The sequence below is a fragment of the Palleronia aestuarii genome, from assembly GCF_003253995.1.
In the GTDB taxonomy this organism is placed as follows: domain Bacteria; phylum Pseudomonadota; class Alphaproteobacteria; order Rhodobacterales; family Rhodobacteraceae; genus Palleronia; species Palleronia aestuarii.
On record NZ_QKZL01000012.1, the window covers coordinates 39,200 to 53,365 of the forward strand.

At 67.8% G+C, this 14,166-nt stretch carries 13 protein-coding genes and 1 other annotated feature; of the genes, 6 read left to right on the plus strand and 7 right to left on the minus strand.

Going from position 1 to position 14,166, the window contains the following annotated elements; all coding sequences use genetic code 11:
- Positions 1–136: 136 nt before the first annotated feature.
- Both LX81_RS13510 and LX81_RS13515 read left to right on the plus strand, forming a co-directional pair.
- A complete protein-coding gene (locus LX81_RS13510; RefSeq protein ID WP_111537858.1) occupies positions 137–373 on the plus strand; it encodes an AbrB/MazE/SpoVT family DNA-binding domain-containing protein in 237 nt (78 codons plus the stop codon).
- The gene (locus tag LX81_RS13515; RefSeq protein WP_111537859.1) at positions 370–777 is read left to right on the plus strand and encodes a type II toxin-antitoxin system VapC family toxin; all 408 of its coding nucleotides are present in this window, start codon (positions 370–372) and stop codon (positions 775–777) included. Before LX81_RS13510 ends, LX81_RS13515 begins: the two co-directional genes overlap by 4 nt.
- A gap of 40 nt (positions 778–817) precedes the next feature.
- Here the strand turns inward: LX81_RS13515 and katG are convergent, their stop codons facing one another.
- The gene (katG, locus tag LX81_RS13520) at positions 818–3,115 is read right to left on the minus strand and encodes a catalase/peroxidase HPI (protein WP_111537860.1); all 2,298 of its coding nucleotides are present in this window, start codon (positions 3,113–3,115) and stop codon (positions 818–820) included.
- Positions 3,116–3,644: 529 nt separating this feature from the next.
- Here katG and LX81_RS13525 point away from each other — a divergent pair.
- The gene (locus LX81_RS13525; RefSeq protein WP_111537903.1) at positions 3,645–4,628 is read left to right on the plus strand and encodes a glycoside hydrolase family protein; all 984 of its coding nucleotides are present in this window, start codon (positions 3,645–3,647) and stop codon (positions 4,626–4,628) included.
- A gap of 21 nt (positions 4,629–4,649) precedes the next feature.
- On the opposite strand, the gene LX81_RS13530 is transcribed toward LX81_RS13525, so the two are convergent.
- Positions 4,650–5,609, minus strand: a complete 960-nt coding sequence (locus tag LX81_RS13530; RefSeq protein WP_111537861.1) for a cation transporter — start codon at positions 5,607–5,609, stop codon at positions 4,650–4,652.
- 230 nt (positions 5,610–5,839) lie between these two features.
- On the opposite strand from LX81_RS13530, the gene LX81_RS13535 reads away from it, so the two are divergent.
- Both LX81_RS13535 and LX81_RS13540 read left to right on the plus strand, forming a co-directional pair.
- The gene (locus tag LX81_RS13535) at positions 5,840–7,021 is read left to right on the plus strand and encodes an amidohydrolase family protein (protein WP_111537904.1); all 1,182 of its coding nucleotides are present in this window, start codon (positions 5,840–5,842) and stop codon (positions 7,019–7,021) included.
- A gap of 276 nt (positions 7,022–7,297) precedes the next feature.
- The gene (locus tag LX81_RS13540) at positions 7,298–9,001 is read left to right on the plus strand and encodes an ABC transporter ATP-binding protein (protein ID WP_111537905.1); all 1,704 of its coding nucleotides are present in this window, start codon (positions 7,298–7,300) and stop codon (positions 8,999–9,001) included.
- A 57-nt stretch (positions 9,002–9,058) separates the two neighbouring features.
- Here the strand turns inward: LX81_RS13540 and LX81_RS13545 are convergent, their stop codons facing one another.
- Together LX81_RS13545 and LX81_RS13550 are read right to left on the minus strand one after the other, a co-directional pair.
- The gene (locus LX81_RS13545) at positions 9,059–9,910 is read right to left on the minus strand and encodes a universal stress protein (RefSeq protein WP_111537862.1); all 852 of its coding nucleotides are present in this window, start codon (positions 9,908–9,910) and stop codon (positions 9,059–9,061) included.
- A gap of 13 nt (positions 9,911–9,923) precedes the next feature.
- Positions 9,924–11,405 (minus strand): SulP family inorganic anion transporter, encoded by a 1,482-nt coding sequence (locus tag LX81_RS13550; protein WP_111537863.1) that lies wholly within the window; start codon positions 11,403–11,405, stop codon positions 9,924–9,926.
- 67 nt (positions 11,406–11,472) lie between these two features.
- Positions 11,473–11,531: a sequence feature (sul1 is cis-regulatory element that is thought to sense ions involved in sulfur or methionine metabolism; They are found in Alphaproteobacteria), on the minus strand.
- Between the two features lie 239 nt (positions 11,532–11,770).
- On the opposite strand from LX81_RS13550, the gene LX81_RS13555 reads away from it, so the two are divergent.
- Positions 11,771–12,418: a sulfotransferase family protein gene (locus LX81_RS13555; RefSeq protein ID WP_111537864.1), complete on the plus strand. Its 648-nt coding sequence runs from the start codon at positions 11,771–11,773 to the stop codon at positions 12,416–12,418.
- Positions 12,419–12,430: 12 nt separating this feature from the next.
- Here the strand turns inward: LX81_RS13555 and LX81_RS13560 are convergent, their stop codons facing one another.
- From LX81_RS13560 to LX81_RS23245, 3 genes are all read right to left on the minus strand, one after another.
- Complete coding sequence (locus LX81_RS13560) at positions 12,431–13,477, minus strand: TerC family protein (protein WP_211322768.1); 1,047 nt, start codon at positions 13,475–13,477, stop codon at positions 12,431–12,433.
- Positions 13,478–13,669: 192 nt separating this feature from the next.
- On the minus strand, positions 13,670–14,065 hold the full coding sequence (locus tag LX81_RS13565) for a VOC family protein (protein WP_308418337.1): 396 nt from the start codon (positions 14,063–14,065) through the stop codon (positions 13,670–13,672).
- Positions 14,059–14,157 carry a VOC family protein gene (locus LX81_RS23245; RefSeq protein ID WP_308418336.1) on the minus strand — a complete coding sequence of 33 codons (99 nt, stop codon included), beginning with the start codon at positions 14,155–14,157 and terminating at the stop codon, positions 14,059–14,061. Before LX81_RS23245 ends, LX81_RS13565 begins: the two co-directional genes overlap by 7 nt.
- Positions 14,158–14,166: the final 9 nt, after the last annotated feature.

Sequence of the window (14,166 nt, forward strand, 5' to 3'; positions counted from 1 at the left end):
GCGTTGGCGCAGGCCGTGAAACCGGCGGATCCCCGTCCGGGACCGGCCGCCATGCCTTGCTTTTCGAGGTGTATCCTTACATTATAGGAGAGGTAAGGAAAAAGTCCGCGCGGAGCGGAGAGACGGAGGACCGGCGATGTTCGAATCGACCCTGACGGTGAAGGGACAGACGACGCTGCCGCGGGACGTGCGCCTGGCGCTCGGTCTCGAGCCGGGGGACCGGGTGCGGTATCTCGTGCTCGACGGGGGGGAGGTGCGGATCCTGCCCGTCCTCAAGGCCGCCTCGCTCGCCGGGCTGCTTTCCCGTCCGGGCCGCGCGGCGGTGACGCTCGAGGAGATGGACCGCGCGATCGCCGAAGGTGCGGCAGAGTGATCGGGATCGACACCAACGTCCTCGTGCGCTTCCTCACGGGCGACGATCCGGCACAATCGGCGGCGGCGGGCCGGCTGATCGGGTCGCTGAGCGCCGAACGGCCGGGCTTCGTCTGCAGGGAGGTGACGATCGAGCTCGTCTGGGTGCTCGAACGGGCCTACCGGTTCGGGCGCAGGGAGATCGCGGGCGCGCTCGAGGGGCTTCTCGGTGCGCGGGAACTGGTGATCGAGGCGGCGGAAATCGTGGGGCTCGCGCTCAGCCGCTATGCGCGGGGCGGGCCGGGCTTCGCGGACCAGATGATCCTCGCCCAATGTGCGACGGCGGGATGTTCGGAGGTCGTGACCTTCGACAGGCAGGCGGCCGGCGGGGCAGGGGGGCGGCTTCTGGAGACGACGCCCCCCTGATCGTCGGGCCGGCCCGGAGCGTTCCGGACCGGCCATGGGGTCAGCAGATCGACATGACCTTCTTGCGCTCTTCGGGCACGTCGTAGCGGTCGAGCATCATCACCTTGTGCCAGGCCGCCACGAAATCGTGGACGAGCCGCGCATGGCCGTCATCGGCACCGTAGATCTCGGCGACCTGACGCAGCTGCGCGTTGGCGCCGAAGACGAGGTCGCAGCGCGTGGCGGTGAACTTCGTCTCCCCGGTCGCACGATCGTTGATGTCGAACATCATCTCTCGGCTGTCCTGCGGCGACCATTCGTAATCCATCGAGGTGAGGACGCGGAAATAGTCGTTCGTCAGCACGCCCGGACGGTCGGTGAAGAGACCGTGCCTGGAGCCGTCCCAGTTGACGTCGAGCACCCGGAGCCCGCCCGCGAGCGCGGTCCATTCGGGCGCGGTGAGGCTCAGGAGATGGGCCCGGTCGAGGTAGAGATGCTCCGGCGCCACCGAGAAGCCCACGCGCGCATCGTGGAAGTTCCTGAAGCCGTCGGAGACGGGCTTGAGGAAATCCATCTGCTCTTCGTCGGTCATCTCCTGCGTGGCGTCGGTCCGGCCCGGCACGAAGGGCACGACGACCTCGATCCCCGCGTCGCGCGCGGCCTTCTCCACGCCCGCGCAGCCCGCGATGACGATCATGTCGGCCATCGAGACCGGTGCGGTGAACTCCGACCGGACGCGCTCGAGCACGTCGAGGGTGCGCGCGAGCGTCTGCGGATCGTTGGGCTCCCAGTCCTTCTGCGGCGCGAGACGCAGCCGGCCGCCATTGGCGCCTCCGCGCTTGTCGCTATCGCGGTAGGTGGAGGCCGAGGCCCAGGCGACGGAGACGAGCTGGCCCACGGTGAGGCCGGTGACGAGGATCTTCTCCTTAAGCTCGGTCACCTCCGCGTCGCCCACGAGCGGGTGCTCGACGGGCGGGATCGGGTCCTGCCAGAGGAACTCCTCCTTCGCCACGTCGGGCCCGAGATAGCGGGAGGTCGGCCCCATGTCGCGGTGGATGAGCTTGTACCAAGCCTTGGAGAAGGCCTCGGTGAAGTAGTCGAAATCGGCGAGGAACTTCTCGCAGACCGCGCGGTAGGCCGGATCCTCCTTCAGGGCGATGTCGGAGGTCATCATCATGAGCTCGTTCATCTGCCCTTCGACATGGGCGTCGGGGGTGCGCGGCGCGTTCGGGTCGCGGGGCTTCCACTGCACGGAGCCCGCCGGGGATTTCGTCTGCTCCCACTCGAACTTGAAGAGGTTCTCGAGATAGGTGTTGTCCCAGGTCGTCGGATGCGGGGACCAGGCGCCCTCGATGCCGTTCGTCATCGTGTACTGGGCGAAGCCGGTGCCGTTCGGGTTCTGCCAGCCGAGGCCCATCGCCTTCATCGGCGCGCCTTCGGGGGCCGGGCCGATCTCGTCAGGGGCCGTCATGCCGTGCGACTTGCCGAAGGCGTGTCCGCCCGCGATCAGCGCCACCGTCTCCTCGTCGTTCATCGCCATGCGCGAGAAGGTTTCGCGGATGTCGCGGGCCGAATCCATCGGGACGCCGTTGCCGTTCGGGCCCTCGGGATCGACGTAGATCAGCGCCTGGTGGGAGGCCGCGAGCGGGTTCTCGAGGTCGTAATGCTCTTCCTCGACATCGCCTTCCCAGCGGATCGTGCGGGTGACCATCTGGTTCGGGTGGCCTTCGAGCGGTCCGGCGGGCACTTCGCCGGGACGCTTGCCGTTCCAGCCCTCGGGGCCCCAATAGGTCGCGCGGTCGGGCTCCCAGGCATCGATGCGGCCGAAGGCGAAGCCCGTCAGCGGCAGACCCATATCCTCGAGCGCGATGGTGCCCGCGAGCATCATGAGGTCGGCCCAGCTCACGGCGGCGCCGTATTTCTGCTTGATGGGCCAGAGGAGACGCCGCGACTTGTCGGTATTGCCGTTGTCCCACCACGAATTGATCGGGGCGAACCGCTGCATCCCCTGCGCGGAGCCGCCACGCCCGTCCGCGATGCGGTAGGTGCCGGCCGAATGCCAGGACATGCGCACCATCTGCGGTCCGTAATTGTCGTAATCGGCAGGCCACCACTCGACGGGGGTGTGCAGGAAGGCCCGCACATCGGCCTTCAGGGCCTCGACATCGAGCGACTTGAAGCGCTCGGCGTAATCGTCATGCGTGCCATAGCCGTTGGCCTGGATCGGATCCTGGTGGAGAAGCTCCACCTTCAGGCGGTTCGGCCACCAATGGTCGAGCTGCGGTTCCGAGCCGAGGGCGCCGCCCATCCGCGTTCCGCGGAACGGGCAGGCCCCTTGTGTCGCTGCGTGATCTTTCATCTCTCTGATCCCACTTTTCTAATTTTCGAAGTCCCGGGCCAGATACCTGAGTGACCGGCAGGGGGCGTCAAGGCCTTCGCCGGTTTTCGGCTCTCCCCAACACGATGGGCGTAGATAGTTCGCGGTCGGCCAGAGGCCATGCCCCATGGCGTTACGCGCAGAATGCCGCACCGGTCCGCGCACCTAAAAGGAGAGTAAATCTACATACTAAGCCTAAAGTCGCCTTTGACGCGAACGATCGGGCGGGACGCCGGTGATCGCCGATGCGGACGGGAAGGCGGTGCGGGTGCCCGCGTATGCTGGTGGGCTGCCCCGTCACCTGGCCCGGATCCATCGGGACGAAGGCCGCATGATCGTGCCGCCCGGTGAGGATCGTCGCGAAACGCCCTTTGGCATGACGGACGGGACAAGGCATGTGCGCCATCGCCCTTATCACGATTGCGGCTCCGGTCTTCCATTGCGCGCCGTGCCGCGTATTCATCTCCCCCACCGCCTCGCCGGGCGTCGGGGACTTGCAAAGGAGACATCCGTGACCCTCGCACTCGACACGCATTTCATCTGGGACTCGTGGTACGTGAAGGAGGGAGGTCGCTGGCACGGCTATTTTCTCCAAGCGCCGAAGTCGATTGGCGATCCGGAGCTCAGGCACTGGAACGTGACCCAGGGCCACGCGGTCAGCGACGATCTCGTGACGTGGGAGCATCTGGGCACCTGTCTCGCGCCCCAATCGAGCCCGGCCTGGGACGATTACACGACCTGGACCGGATCAGTCGTGGAGGGCGATGACGGGCTCTGGCATCTCTTCTACACCGGAACGAGCCGCGAGGAGGACGGGCTCTACCAGCGGATCGGTCATGCGACCTCGACCGATCTGCATGGCTGGGAGCGGGTGGGCGATGGGCTCTGCCTCGATCTCTCGGGTGACGCCTATGAGACCTCGCTGCAGGAGGGATTCTGGCACGAGCGCGCGATGCGCGATCCGTGGGTGATGCGCGACCCCGAGGGCTCCGGCTGGCTCATGTTTTTCACCGCCCGCGCGCCGGGCATCGTGGAGCCCAATGCGGGGGGCGCGATCGGCCTCGCGACCTCGCCCGATCTGATGGAATGGACGCTGCAGGCGCCGGTCTTCACGGGCGATTTCGGCCAGCTCGAAGTGCCGCAGGTCTTTAAGGCGGAGGGGCGGTGGTACTGCCTCTTCTGCACCGCGGCCGAGCATTTCTCGAAGGACCGGGCCGAGGCGATACCGGGCGGGCCGGTCACCGGCAGCCATTACCTGATGGGGGAGGGGCCGCGCGGCCCCTGGCAGGTGGCCGAGGGGCCGTTCCTCGACGGTGCGCTGCCCTGCCGCCGCTATGCCTCGCGCATCGTCGAGACGGAGGAGGGGCTGCGGATCCTGGGCTTCGCCGACCGCCCCGAGGGAACGTTCGTCGGCCATGTCACGGATCCGGACCCCGTGGAGATCGAGCCCGACGGACGGCTCGTCATCCGCTCCGGCTCCGGGCGGCGGGGCTGACGCGATAAATCGCTCGGCCCGCTAGGCCGGGTCGAGCTCGGGCGGCCAGCGCCGGGGATGCTCGGTCATCTGCAGCCAGACATCGGCGCCCTCGAGCGCGGCGCGGGCATCGGCGATCATGCGGAGATTGAGCCGGTCGAGCTCCGCCGCCGTGATCGGGCGTCCGGGGTCGTAGTAGACGGCGATGAGCCGCAGCCGCCCCATCCGGATGATCGAGAGATCGCGGAGCCGCCCGCCATCCTCGGCGATGGCCGGCCGCAGCGCCCGGCGGGCCGCGGCGAGTTCCGCGGGCGGCGCGGTGGCCCCGGCGAGCTCCCTCAGCCCGCGCCCGAAATCGCGCAGGTAAGTGCCCGTCGCGGCGAGGCAGAGGAGAAGGACGACGAGTGAATCGCCGATGGGAGCGACGGGCGCGAGAAAGCCGTCCTGGAAGAAGTAGACGAGCGCGAGCCCGCCGCCCGCGGCCGCGGTGATGACCCCGTCGAAGAGCGCGGCCGTCATCTCGAGCCGCAGCACGCCGCTCTGCCGGTTCGTGCGGCGCCAGGCGACGAAATGGCTGGCCCAGAGGGCGAGGCAGATCGCCCCAATGAGCGCGAAGTAGACGAGCATCGGCGCGAAGATCAGCGGCTCCGGCGGCGCGCCCCGGACGTAGTTTGCGATGTTGCGCCCCGCGGTGGCGACGGCGAAGAGGACGAGGCCCAGGAGCGAGAGGGCGCGGAACGTCGTGAAGATCGCCTCGTCGGCGGCGTAGCCGAAGGGCCGGATGCGATCGGGCGGGGCGTCCGCCCGGACCGCCACCCGCCGCCCGAGCCAGGCCGCGCCGAAGCCCACGAGCGAGAAGAGGCCGTCTAGCAGGATCGCGTTCGAGTTCGACAGCGCGCCCGCGACGAACCCGGCTGCCGCCATGACGAGGTTGCCGGCCATGGCGAGGCCCAGCGAGCGGGCCTCGATGCGCTGGCGGGTGGTGCGGTCGGGTCTCGTCATGCGGCGCGCTCCTGTCTCGGCCCAACCCTACCACGGGTCGCGGCGGCGGCCGCAACGGGCATCGCGCCCGGCCTCCGCTCCCGTCTTGGAAGGCGGGTCCGGAAGGCTCCCCCTTCACGGGCATCGGGTGGACCGGCGTTTCACGGGCCTGTAGCTTGCCGGAACACATCGTCGATCCGCGCGGTCGGCGGATGCCGTCGCGATGGCACCAACTCGGGATCGAGATGCACATGACTTCGAAGACCCTGAAAGACGTCCGCCCGATGGGTAGGGCCATGACCGATCTGCATATATCGGAGGGCCGCTTCGTGGCCGGTCCGGTTGCGGGCGCGGAGGTGATCGATTGCGGCGGAGGGCTGCTGATCCCCGGCCTCGTCGAGGCGCATACCCATCTCGACAAGACGCTTCTGGGCCTGCCGTGGTACCGCAACGAGGTGGGTCCGCGCCTCGTCGACAAGATCGAGAACGAGCGGGCGGTGAAGACGTCCCTCGGCCTCGATCCGGCGCTGCAGAGCGCGCGGCAGGTGGTGCAGACGGTGGCCTACGGCACGACTCATATCCGCAGCCATGTCGATGTCGATACCGAACACGGGCTTGCCGGGATCGAGGGGGTGCTCGCCACGCGCGAGGCATTCGCGGGCATCTGCGACATTGAGATCGTGGCCTTTCCCCAATCCGCGATGATGGCGCGTCCCGGTACGGTGGAGCTGATGGACGAGGCGCTGGCGCTCGGCGCCGACGTGGTGGGCGGGCTCGATCCCTGCGGCATCGACCGCGACCCGAAGGGGCAGCTCGACGCGGTCTTCGCGCTGGCCGAGAAGCACGGCAAGCCCATCGACATCCACCTCCACGAGCGGGACGCGCTCGGCGCCTTCTCGATGGAGGAGATCGTCTCGCGGACGCGTGCGCACGGGATGGGTGGCATGGTCACGATCAGCCACGCCTTCTGTCTCGGCATGACCGACCGCGCGGCGGTGGCGATCCTTCAGGTGGCGCTGGCGGAGGCGGGCATCCACGTTGCGACGACCGCCCCCGCTTCCGCCCCCGTCCCGGCGGTCAGGGAATTGCGGGCGGCGGGCATCGTGACCGGCGCGGGATCGGACGGGATCCGCGACACCTGGGGGCCCTACGGCAACGGCGACATGCTGGAGCGGGCGATGTTCGTGGGCCTCAGGAACAACCTGCGCCGCGACGACGAGGTGGAACTCGCCCTCGACATCTGCACGTTCGGCGGCGCGCGGATGATGGGGCTCGAGGGCTATGGCCTCGGTATCGGCGATCGCGCCGATTGCGTGCTCCTCGAGGGCGAGACACTGGCCGAAGCGGTGGCGCTCCGCGCGCCGCGCAGGCTCGTCCTAAAGGGCGGAACGGTGGTGGCGGAGAACGGACGGGCCACGGTCTCGACGCCCTGAGCCGCCGCGTCTGCGTTTGGCGGGTGGGACATGAGGGGATGCATCTTGGGCTGCGGGTGCGTCTTCGGTGGCGGGAAATCCTCGGTGTCGAGCGCTCGGCCTTTCGATCTCGGCCCGACGACCCGCGGTTTTCGAGGTCGAGGGTCATTCGAAGCCGGGGCGCGTCCGGGCCGGAGGCGAGGTTGCCGGTTGTCAACCGTGCGCGGACGGCCGGGTCGGCTTGCACTTCCCGGCGGAAGGGTGGACACGGATCTCGCCTCTGATCCGGTTCACCCGATGCTTCGAGAATTCGCGAGTTACTATCGACCCTGGCGCGGCCTCTTCTGGCTCGATTTCGGCTGCGCGGTGCTCTCGGGGCTACTAGAGCTGAGCTTCCCGCTCGCCATCATGCTCTTCATCGACGTGCTCCTGCCGCAGGGCGATCTGGCGCTGACGCTCCTGGCCGCCGCGGGGCTCCTCGTGGTCTACGCGGTCAATACGGGGCTGATGGGGGTGGTGATCTACTGGGGCCACATGCTCGGCATCAACATCGAGACGGAGATGCGGCGGACGGCTTTCGATCAGCTCCAGCGCCTCTCCTTCTCCTACTACGACCAGATGCGGACCGGGAAACTCGTCGCCCGCGTCACCCGCGACCTCGAGGAGATCGGGGAGGTCGCCCATCACGGGCCCGAGGATCTCTTCGTCGCGGTGATGACCTTCGTCGGCGCCTTCGTCATGATGTGGGCGATCGATTCGGAGCTCGCGCTCATCACCTTCGCCATCGTGCCGGTCTGCGCGTTCATCGTCTTCGTGTTCGGCGGGCGGATGACCCGGACCTGGCGGTCGATCTACGCCCGCGTCGCCGATTTCAATGTGCGGCTCGAGGAGAACGTGGGCGGCATCCGCGTCGTGCAGGCTTTCGCCAACGAGGCGCACGAGGCCCGGCTCTTCGCGCACGACAACGCCCGCTACCGCGACACGAAGCTCGCCGCCTACAGGGTGATGGCCGCCTCCTCCACGCTCAACTACATGGGGATGCGGCTCGTCCAGGTCGCGGTGATGGTGGCGGGCGCGGCCTTCGTCCTGGACGGCTCGCTCACCACGGGGGGCTATGTCGCGTTCCTGCTGCTCGTGGGGCTGTTCTTCCGGCCGCTCGAGAAGATCGCCGCGGTGATCGAGCTCTACCCCCGTGGCATCGCGGGGTTCCGCCGCTACCGCGAGCTGATCGCGCTGCGCCCCGACATCACGGATCGCCCCGACGCGGTGGAGGCCCCACCGCTCAGGGGCCGCGTGCGTTTCGAGGATGTCCGGTTCGGCTACGATCCCTCCCGGCCGATCCTCAAGAGCATTTCCCTCGACGTGGCGCCGGGCGAGACGCTCGCGCTCGTCGGTCCGTCGGGGGCGGGCAAGACCTCGCTCCTCGCGCTCGTGCCGCGCTTCTACGATCCGCTGGGCGGGCGCATCACCATCGACGGGATCGACGTGGCGGACATGACGCTGCGCTCCCTGCGCCGCCAGATCGGCATCGTCAGCCAGGACGTGTTCCTCTTCGGCGGCACGCTGCGCGACAACATCGCCTATGGCCGGATCGGCGCGACGGAAGAGGAGATCCGCGAGGCCGCCCGTCGCGCGCGGCTGTCGGAGATGATCGCGGGCCTGCCCGCGGGGCTCGACACGGTGGTGGGGGAGCGGGGCGTCACGCTCTCGGGCGGGCAGAAGCAGCGGGTCGCGATCGCCCGGATCTTCCTCAAGGCGCCGCCGATCCTGATCCTCGACGAGGCCACTTCGGCGCTCGACGGCGAGACGGAGCGCCAGATCCAGCAGGCGCTGGCGGAGCTCTCGCAGGGCCGCACGACGCTCGTGATCGCCCACAGGCTCGGTACGATCCGCGACGCCGACCGCATCGCCGTCATGGAAGAGGGCCGGATCGTCGAGATCGGCGATCACGACGCGCTCATCGCCCAGGCCGGCGCCTATGCGCGGGTCAACGCCGCCTGACGTCTGGCTCCGCGTCTTCGGGGCGGGTGATGCCGGCGCCGCCTCGCCCCGCTGGCGCTATCTGACGAGGAGGATCGGCACCCGGCAGGTCCGGATCATCTCGAGCGAGGTCGATCCGACGAAGAGCGCGCGCAGCCGCGAATGGCCCGCGGCCCCCATCACCATGTGGCCGATCCCGCGCGCTTCGATGATCTCGGAGAGGACCTCCTCGGGCTCGCCGCCGAGCATCTCGCTCTCCACGTCGATCCCGGCATTGGAGAGGAGGGCACGCGCCTCCTCAAGGCGCTGGCGCGCACGTTCCGTTCCGTCGCCCACCGTCACGATCCGGACCGGCAGGCCGCGATAGAGCGGGCTCTCGGCGACAAAGCGTACCGCCCGCAGCGCACCGTCGCTGCCGTCGAAGGCCACGAGCACGTTGCGGATCGGCTGGAACGCCCGCGACGCCACGAAGAGCGGGCGCTTCGTCCCGCGCATGATCCGCTCGAGGTTGGAGCCCAGATGCTCCTTGGCGAAACCGGCGCCCTCGCCGCGCTTGCCGATCAGGATCATCTCGGCGGTGCCGGTCACGTCGCCCACCGCCTCGAGCAGATCGCCCCGGCGCAGGGTCCCGTCCGCGTCGACCCCGTCCTCGTGCAGGATCGTGCGGGCATCCTCGAGGATGGCGCGGCCGCGCTCCATGGCGAGCTTGGCGCGCTGTTCGTCAAGATCGGAGAGCGTCTTGAGGAGCGAGGAGCGCGCGCCGAGCGAGATCTGTCCCGACAGGTCTCCGCCGCCGCTGCCTTCGCGGCGGCCGAGGACGTGCAGGATCTCCACCGGCAGATCGGTGCGCTTCGCGATCCAGGCGGCATGGTCGCAGACGCTGCGCGCGTAATCCGATCCGTCCACCAATGCGACGAGTTTGCGTGTCATGTGATCTCCTCCCTCAATGCGCCGACAGCTTGTCGAGCGCGCCCGGCTTGTCATGCACCGCCAGCCGGTCGACGATGGTGCGCGAGGCGTCGTCGAGCCCCCTGATCTCCACATCCGCGCCTTCGCGGCGGAACTTCAGGACCGCCATGTCGAGCGCCTCGACCGAGGAGATGTCCCAGATCTGGGCATCCGTCACGTCGATGACCACCCGCTCCGGCGCCTCGCGGAAATCGAAGGCCCGCATGAACTGCTCCGACGAGGCGAAGAACATCTGACCCGTGACGCGGTAGGTGCGGACGCGCCCGTTCTGCGACGTCTCCGACGTGATGCGGAAGAGCTGCGCGATCTTCGCGGCGAAGAAGATGCCCGACAGGAGCACGCCGACGAGCACGCCGATGGCGAGGTTGTGGGTGTAGATCACGACCGCCACCGTCGAAAGCATCACGATCGAGGAGGAGGCGGGATGCACCCGGAGGTTCTTGATCGACGACCACGAGAAGGTGCCGATCGAGACCATGATCATGATCGCGACGAGCGCGGCCATCGGCACTACGGAGACCAGATCGCCCAAAACGACGACGAGGATCAGGAGGAACACCCCCGCCGCGAAGCAGGACAGACGGCCGCGCCCGCCGGATTTCACGTTGATGATCGACTGCCCGATCATGGCGCAGCCCGCCATGCCGCCAAGGAACCCCGTGGCGGTATTGGCAAGGCCCTGGCCGACGCATTCCTGGTTGCGGTTCGACGGCGTGTCGGTGAGTTCGTCGACGATGTTCGCGGTCATCAGGCTCTCCATGAGCCCCACGACGGCAATGGCGACGGCATAGGGCGTGATGATCGCCAGCGTCTCGAGATTGAGCGGGATCTGCGGGATGAGGAACACCGGGAGCGTGTCGGGCAGGCTGCCCATGTCGCCCACGGTCCGCACCTCCCACCCCATGAGCGTCACGACGATCGTGAGCAGGATCAGCGCGACGAGAGGCGAGGGCACCGCCGTCGTCACGCGCGGGAAGAGGTAGATGATCGCGAGCCCGACGGCCACGAGCGGATAGGTCAGGACCGGCACGTCGACGAGCTCGGGGATCTGCGCCATGAAGATCAGGATCGCGAGCGCGTTCAGGAACCCGGTCATCACCGAGCGGGAGACGAAGCGCATGAGATTGCCAAGCCGCGCGGCCCCCATGGCGATCTGCACGAGGCCCGCAAGGATCGTGGTGGCGAAGAGGTACTGCAGCCCGTGATCGGCCACGAGCGTCACCATCAGCACGGCGGTCGCCGCCGTTGCGGCGGAGATCATGCCGGGACGCCCGCCCGCGATCGCGGTGACGACCGCGATGGAGAAGGAGGCGTAGAGCCCGATGGCCGGATCGACCCCGGCGATGATCGAGAAGGCGATGGCTTCGGGGATAAGCGCGAGGGCCACGACGATCCCGGAGAGCAGATCCCCGCGAACGTTACCCAGCCATTGGCGCCGGTAGGCGTCTAGTGTCATGTCAATCTTTTCCGCTTCGCACCGGCACGGACCCGTGGTCCCGCACCGATCATCTTGTGATGCTTGTGGTTGCCCGGCGGATCGGCGGCCGGGAGAGCCACCCGTGCGTCTCGTCACGGGTCCTGATGATGGGCTGGCCTTATCGCCCTCCCGTGCCGGACGCAATGACGCCCTGCACCGGACCCGCCGGACGGGGCGCGGAGGTCACGATTTTGCGCGAAATGGTCCGATTGACGGCATTATCCGTGCCGTCCGGTCGACGTGAAGTCTAGAGCAAGGACCGATCCGGCGGGTTGGCGTTCCGCGCCGCGATGGGCTAGGACCGACCGATCCCCTTCCCTCGAGACGAGACAGGCGGTCGCGGCATGGCCACACAATATCTCCCCTCGTGCAACGCGCTGTTCCTGCACGTGCCCAAGACGGCGGGCTTCTCGATCTCGACGGCGCTCTCCGAGGCGTTCTCCGATTCGGAGGCCCATCCGGTTCGCGGCATGACCACGCTCGAGGGCGCGGCGCAGCAGATCGGGCACCGGCTCGGCCCCGACATTTTCGCCCGGACGTGGAGCTTCTGCTTCGTGCGCAACCCCTGGGACTGGGCGGTGTCGGGCTGGCTCCACGTGACGCGCAACAAGCGCGTCTATGGCGACACGCCGCCCGATTTCGACCAGTTCCTGCGGGAAGGCTGGGACCGAGGCATCCTGCGCAATCCCAACCCGATGAAGTTCGAGACGCCGGTAATGTTCGTGGCCTATCACACTCAGGTCACGCAGGAGGAGCATCTCGCGGCGGGCGATGGCGGCCCGGTGCCGCTCGCGTTCCATGCACGATTCGAGCAGCTACAGGAGGACTGGACGCGGATCTGCGAGCGGCTCGGGAGGGAGATCGCGCTGCCGCACCAGAACCGCTCCGAACGCAGGCATTACAGCGAATATTATTCCGACGAGCTTCGCGACATCGTCGCCCGCCGGAATGCCGGGCTGATCGCCCGGTTCGGCTATACGTTCGACGCCTGAGGACGTCGGCGGCTACCCCGTCGCGTGGGCCTGGTCCCGCGTGCGCCAGAGGGAATAGAAGATGCCCGCGCCGAGGATCACGAAGGTGATCGCGAGCGACCAGATCGCCGGGAATTTCTCCCATCCCATGAAGTGGGCGATGAAGATCTTCGAGCCGATGAAGACGAGGAGCACGGCCAGCGCCTGCTTGAGGTATTCGAACCGGTGCAGGATCGCGGCCAGCGCGAAGTAGAGCGCCCTGAGGCCGAGGATCGCGAAGATGTTCGAGGTATAGACGATGTAGGGATCGGTCGTGATCGAGAAGACGGCCGGAACCGAGTCGACCGCGAAGACCACGTCGGCGAGTTCGATGACGACGAGGGCGAGAAAGAGCGGCGTGACGTACCGAACGAGCTTGCCGGTCTTCGGGTCGGGTTTCCGGACGAAGAAGTCGTGGCTCTCGATCTCGTCGGTGACCCGGAACCGGCGTCGCATGAAATTTACGACGGGGTTCTGATCGAGGTTCATCTCCTTGTCCTTCGAGACCAGCATCTTGATGCCGGTGAAGATCAGGAATGCCGCGAAGATGTAGAGGATCCAGCCGTATTCCGCGACGAGCGTGGCGCCGAGCCCGATCATCAGGCCGCGCAGCAGGATCACACCGAGAATGCCCCAGAAGAGCACGCGGTGCTGGTATTTCCGGGGCACGGCGAAGAAGCCGAAAATGAGCGCGATGACGAAGACGTTGTCGAGCGCCAGCGTCTTCTCGACGACGAAGGCGGTCAGGTACTCCGTCGCGGAGGTGCCGTCGAGCGTGAACCAGACGAAGCCGGAGAAGCCGATGCCGATGGCGATGTAGAGCGCGGAGAGGCGCAGGCTCTCGCCCACGCCGATCTCGTGATCCTCGCGATTGAGGATGCCGAGGTCGAAGACGAGCAGCGCGATGACGAGGGCGAGGAAGATCGCCCAGAGCCAGAGCGGCTTGCCGAGAAATTCTGAGAAGAGAAGGACGTCCAAGGTCTCGATCCTTTGCGGGATGCGCAGCGCGGCCTGGATGTCGTGGGCGACCAGGCTGGGCATCGAACGGTGAATTCGATGCGTCCCGACATCACGCCACCCGAAGGCAGCGCCAGAGGGGCCCGGTCCGCACTACTCGATATGCGCGTCCCGAAGGGCGATTCAAGGGCCGCCCGGAAGGAGGGTCATGACGGTTCGACCCGGCAGGGGCGCGTGTCGCACTTGGTCACGCGTCGCGTCCGCCCGGCGCTCTCCTCACTTCGGGCCGCGGAGCGCCGCCTCGATGCCCGCGATGTCGATCTTTCGCCTCCCCATCATCGCGGCCTGCGCGCGGGCGGAGGCGGCGGGATCGGGATGGGCGAGCGCGTCCATTAGGAGGCGCGGCGTGATCTGCCAGCGAAAGCCCCAGGCATCCTTGCACCATCCGCACATGATCGCTTCCCCACCATTGCGAACGATGGCGTCCCAGTACCGGTCGGTTTCCGCCTGGGTGTCGGTATAGACTTGCAGGGAATACGCTTCGTTCGGCCGGACGTTCGGCCCGGCGTTCAGAAGCGCGTAGGGCAGCCCCAGCAGCGTCATCTGCACGACCTGGACGCTGCCCGCCGGCGTATGGGGAACGCCTTCGGGCGTGCGCGTGACGCTCAGTATCTCGCTGTGGGAAAGGTTGCGGCATAGAAGTCGGCGGCCGCTTCCGCCTCCGTGTCGAACCAGAGAAAGACCGCGGCCTTACGTTTCGGCATCGTGTTGCT

What these genes read in the sequence shown, in the direction of transcription:
- LX81_RS13560 (WP_211322768.1), bottom strand. Translation starts at nt 13,477, where the DNA reads ATGCCCAGCCTGGTCGCCCACGACATCCAGGCCGCGCTGCGCATCCCG.
- LX81_RS13545 (WP_111537862.1), bottom strand. Translation starts at nt 9,910, where the DNA reads ATGACACGCAAACTCGTCGCATTGGTGGACGGATCGGATTACGCGCGC.
- LX81_RS23245 (WP_308418336.1), bottom strand. Translation starts at nt 14,157, where the DNA reads ATGCCGAAACGTAAGGCCGCGGTCTTTCTCTGGTTCGACACGGAGGCG.
- katG (WP_111537860.1), bottom strand. Translation starts at nt 3,115, where the DNA reads ATGAAAGATCACGCAGCGACACAAGGGGCCTGCCCGTTCCGCGGAACG.
- LX81_RS13535 (WP_111537904.1), top strand. Translation starts at nt 5,840, where the DNA reads ATGACTTCGAAGACCCTGAAAGACGTCCGCCCGATGGGTAGGGCCATG.
- LX81_RS13510 (WP_111537858.1), top strand. Translation starts at nt 137, where the DNA reads ATGTTCGAATCGACCCTGACGGTGAAGGGACAGACGACGCTGCCGCGG.
- LX81_RS13530 (WP_111537861.1), bottom strand. Translation starts at nt 5,609, where the DNA reads ATGACGAGACCCGACCGCACCACCCGCCAGCGCATCGAGGCCCGCTCG.
- LX81_RS13555 (WP_111537864.1), top strand. Translation starts at nt 11,771, where the DNA reads ATGGCCACACAATATCTCCCCTCGTGCAACGCGCTGTTCCTGCACGTG.
- LX81_RS13550 (WP_111537863.1), bottom strand. Translation starts at nt 11,405, where the DNA reads ATGACACTAGACGCCTACCGGCGCCAATGGCTGGGTAACGTTCGCGGG.
- LX81_RS13540 (WP_111537905.1), top strand. Translation starts at nt 7,298, where the DNA reads ATGCTTCGAGAATTCGCGAGTTACTATCGACCCTGGCGCGGCCTCTTC.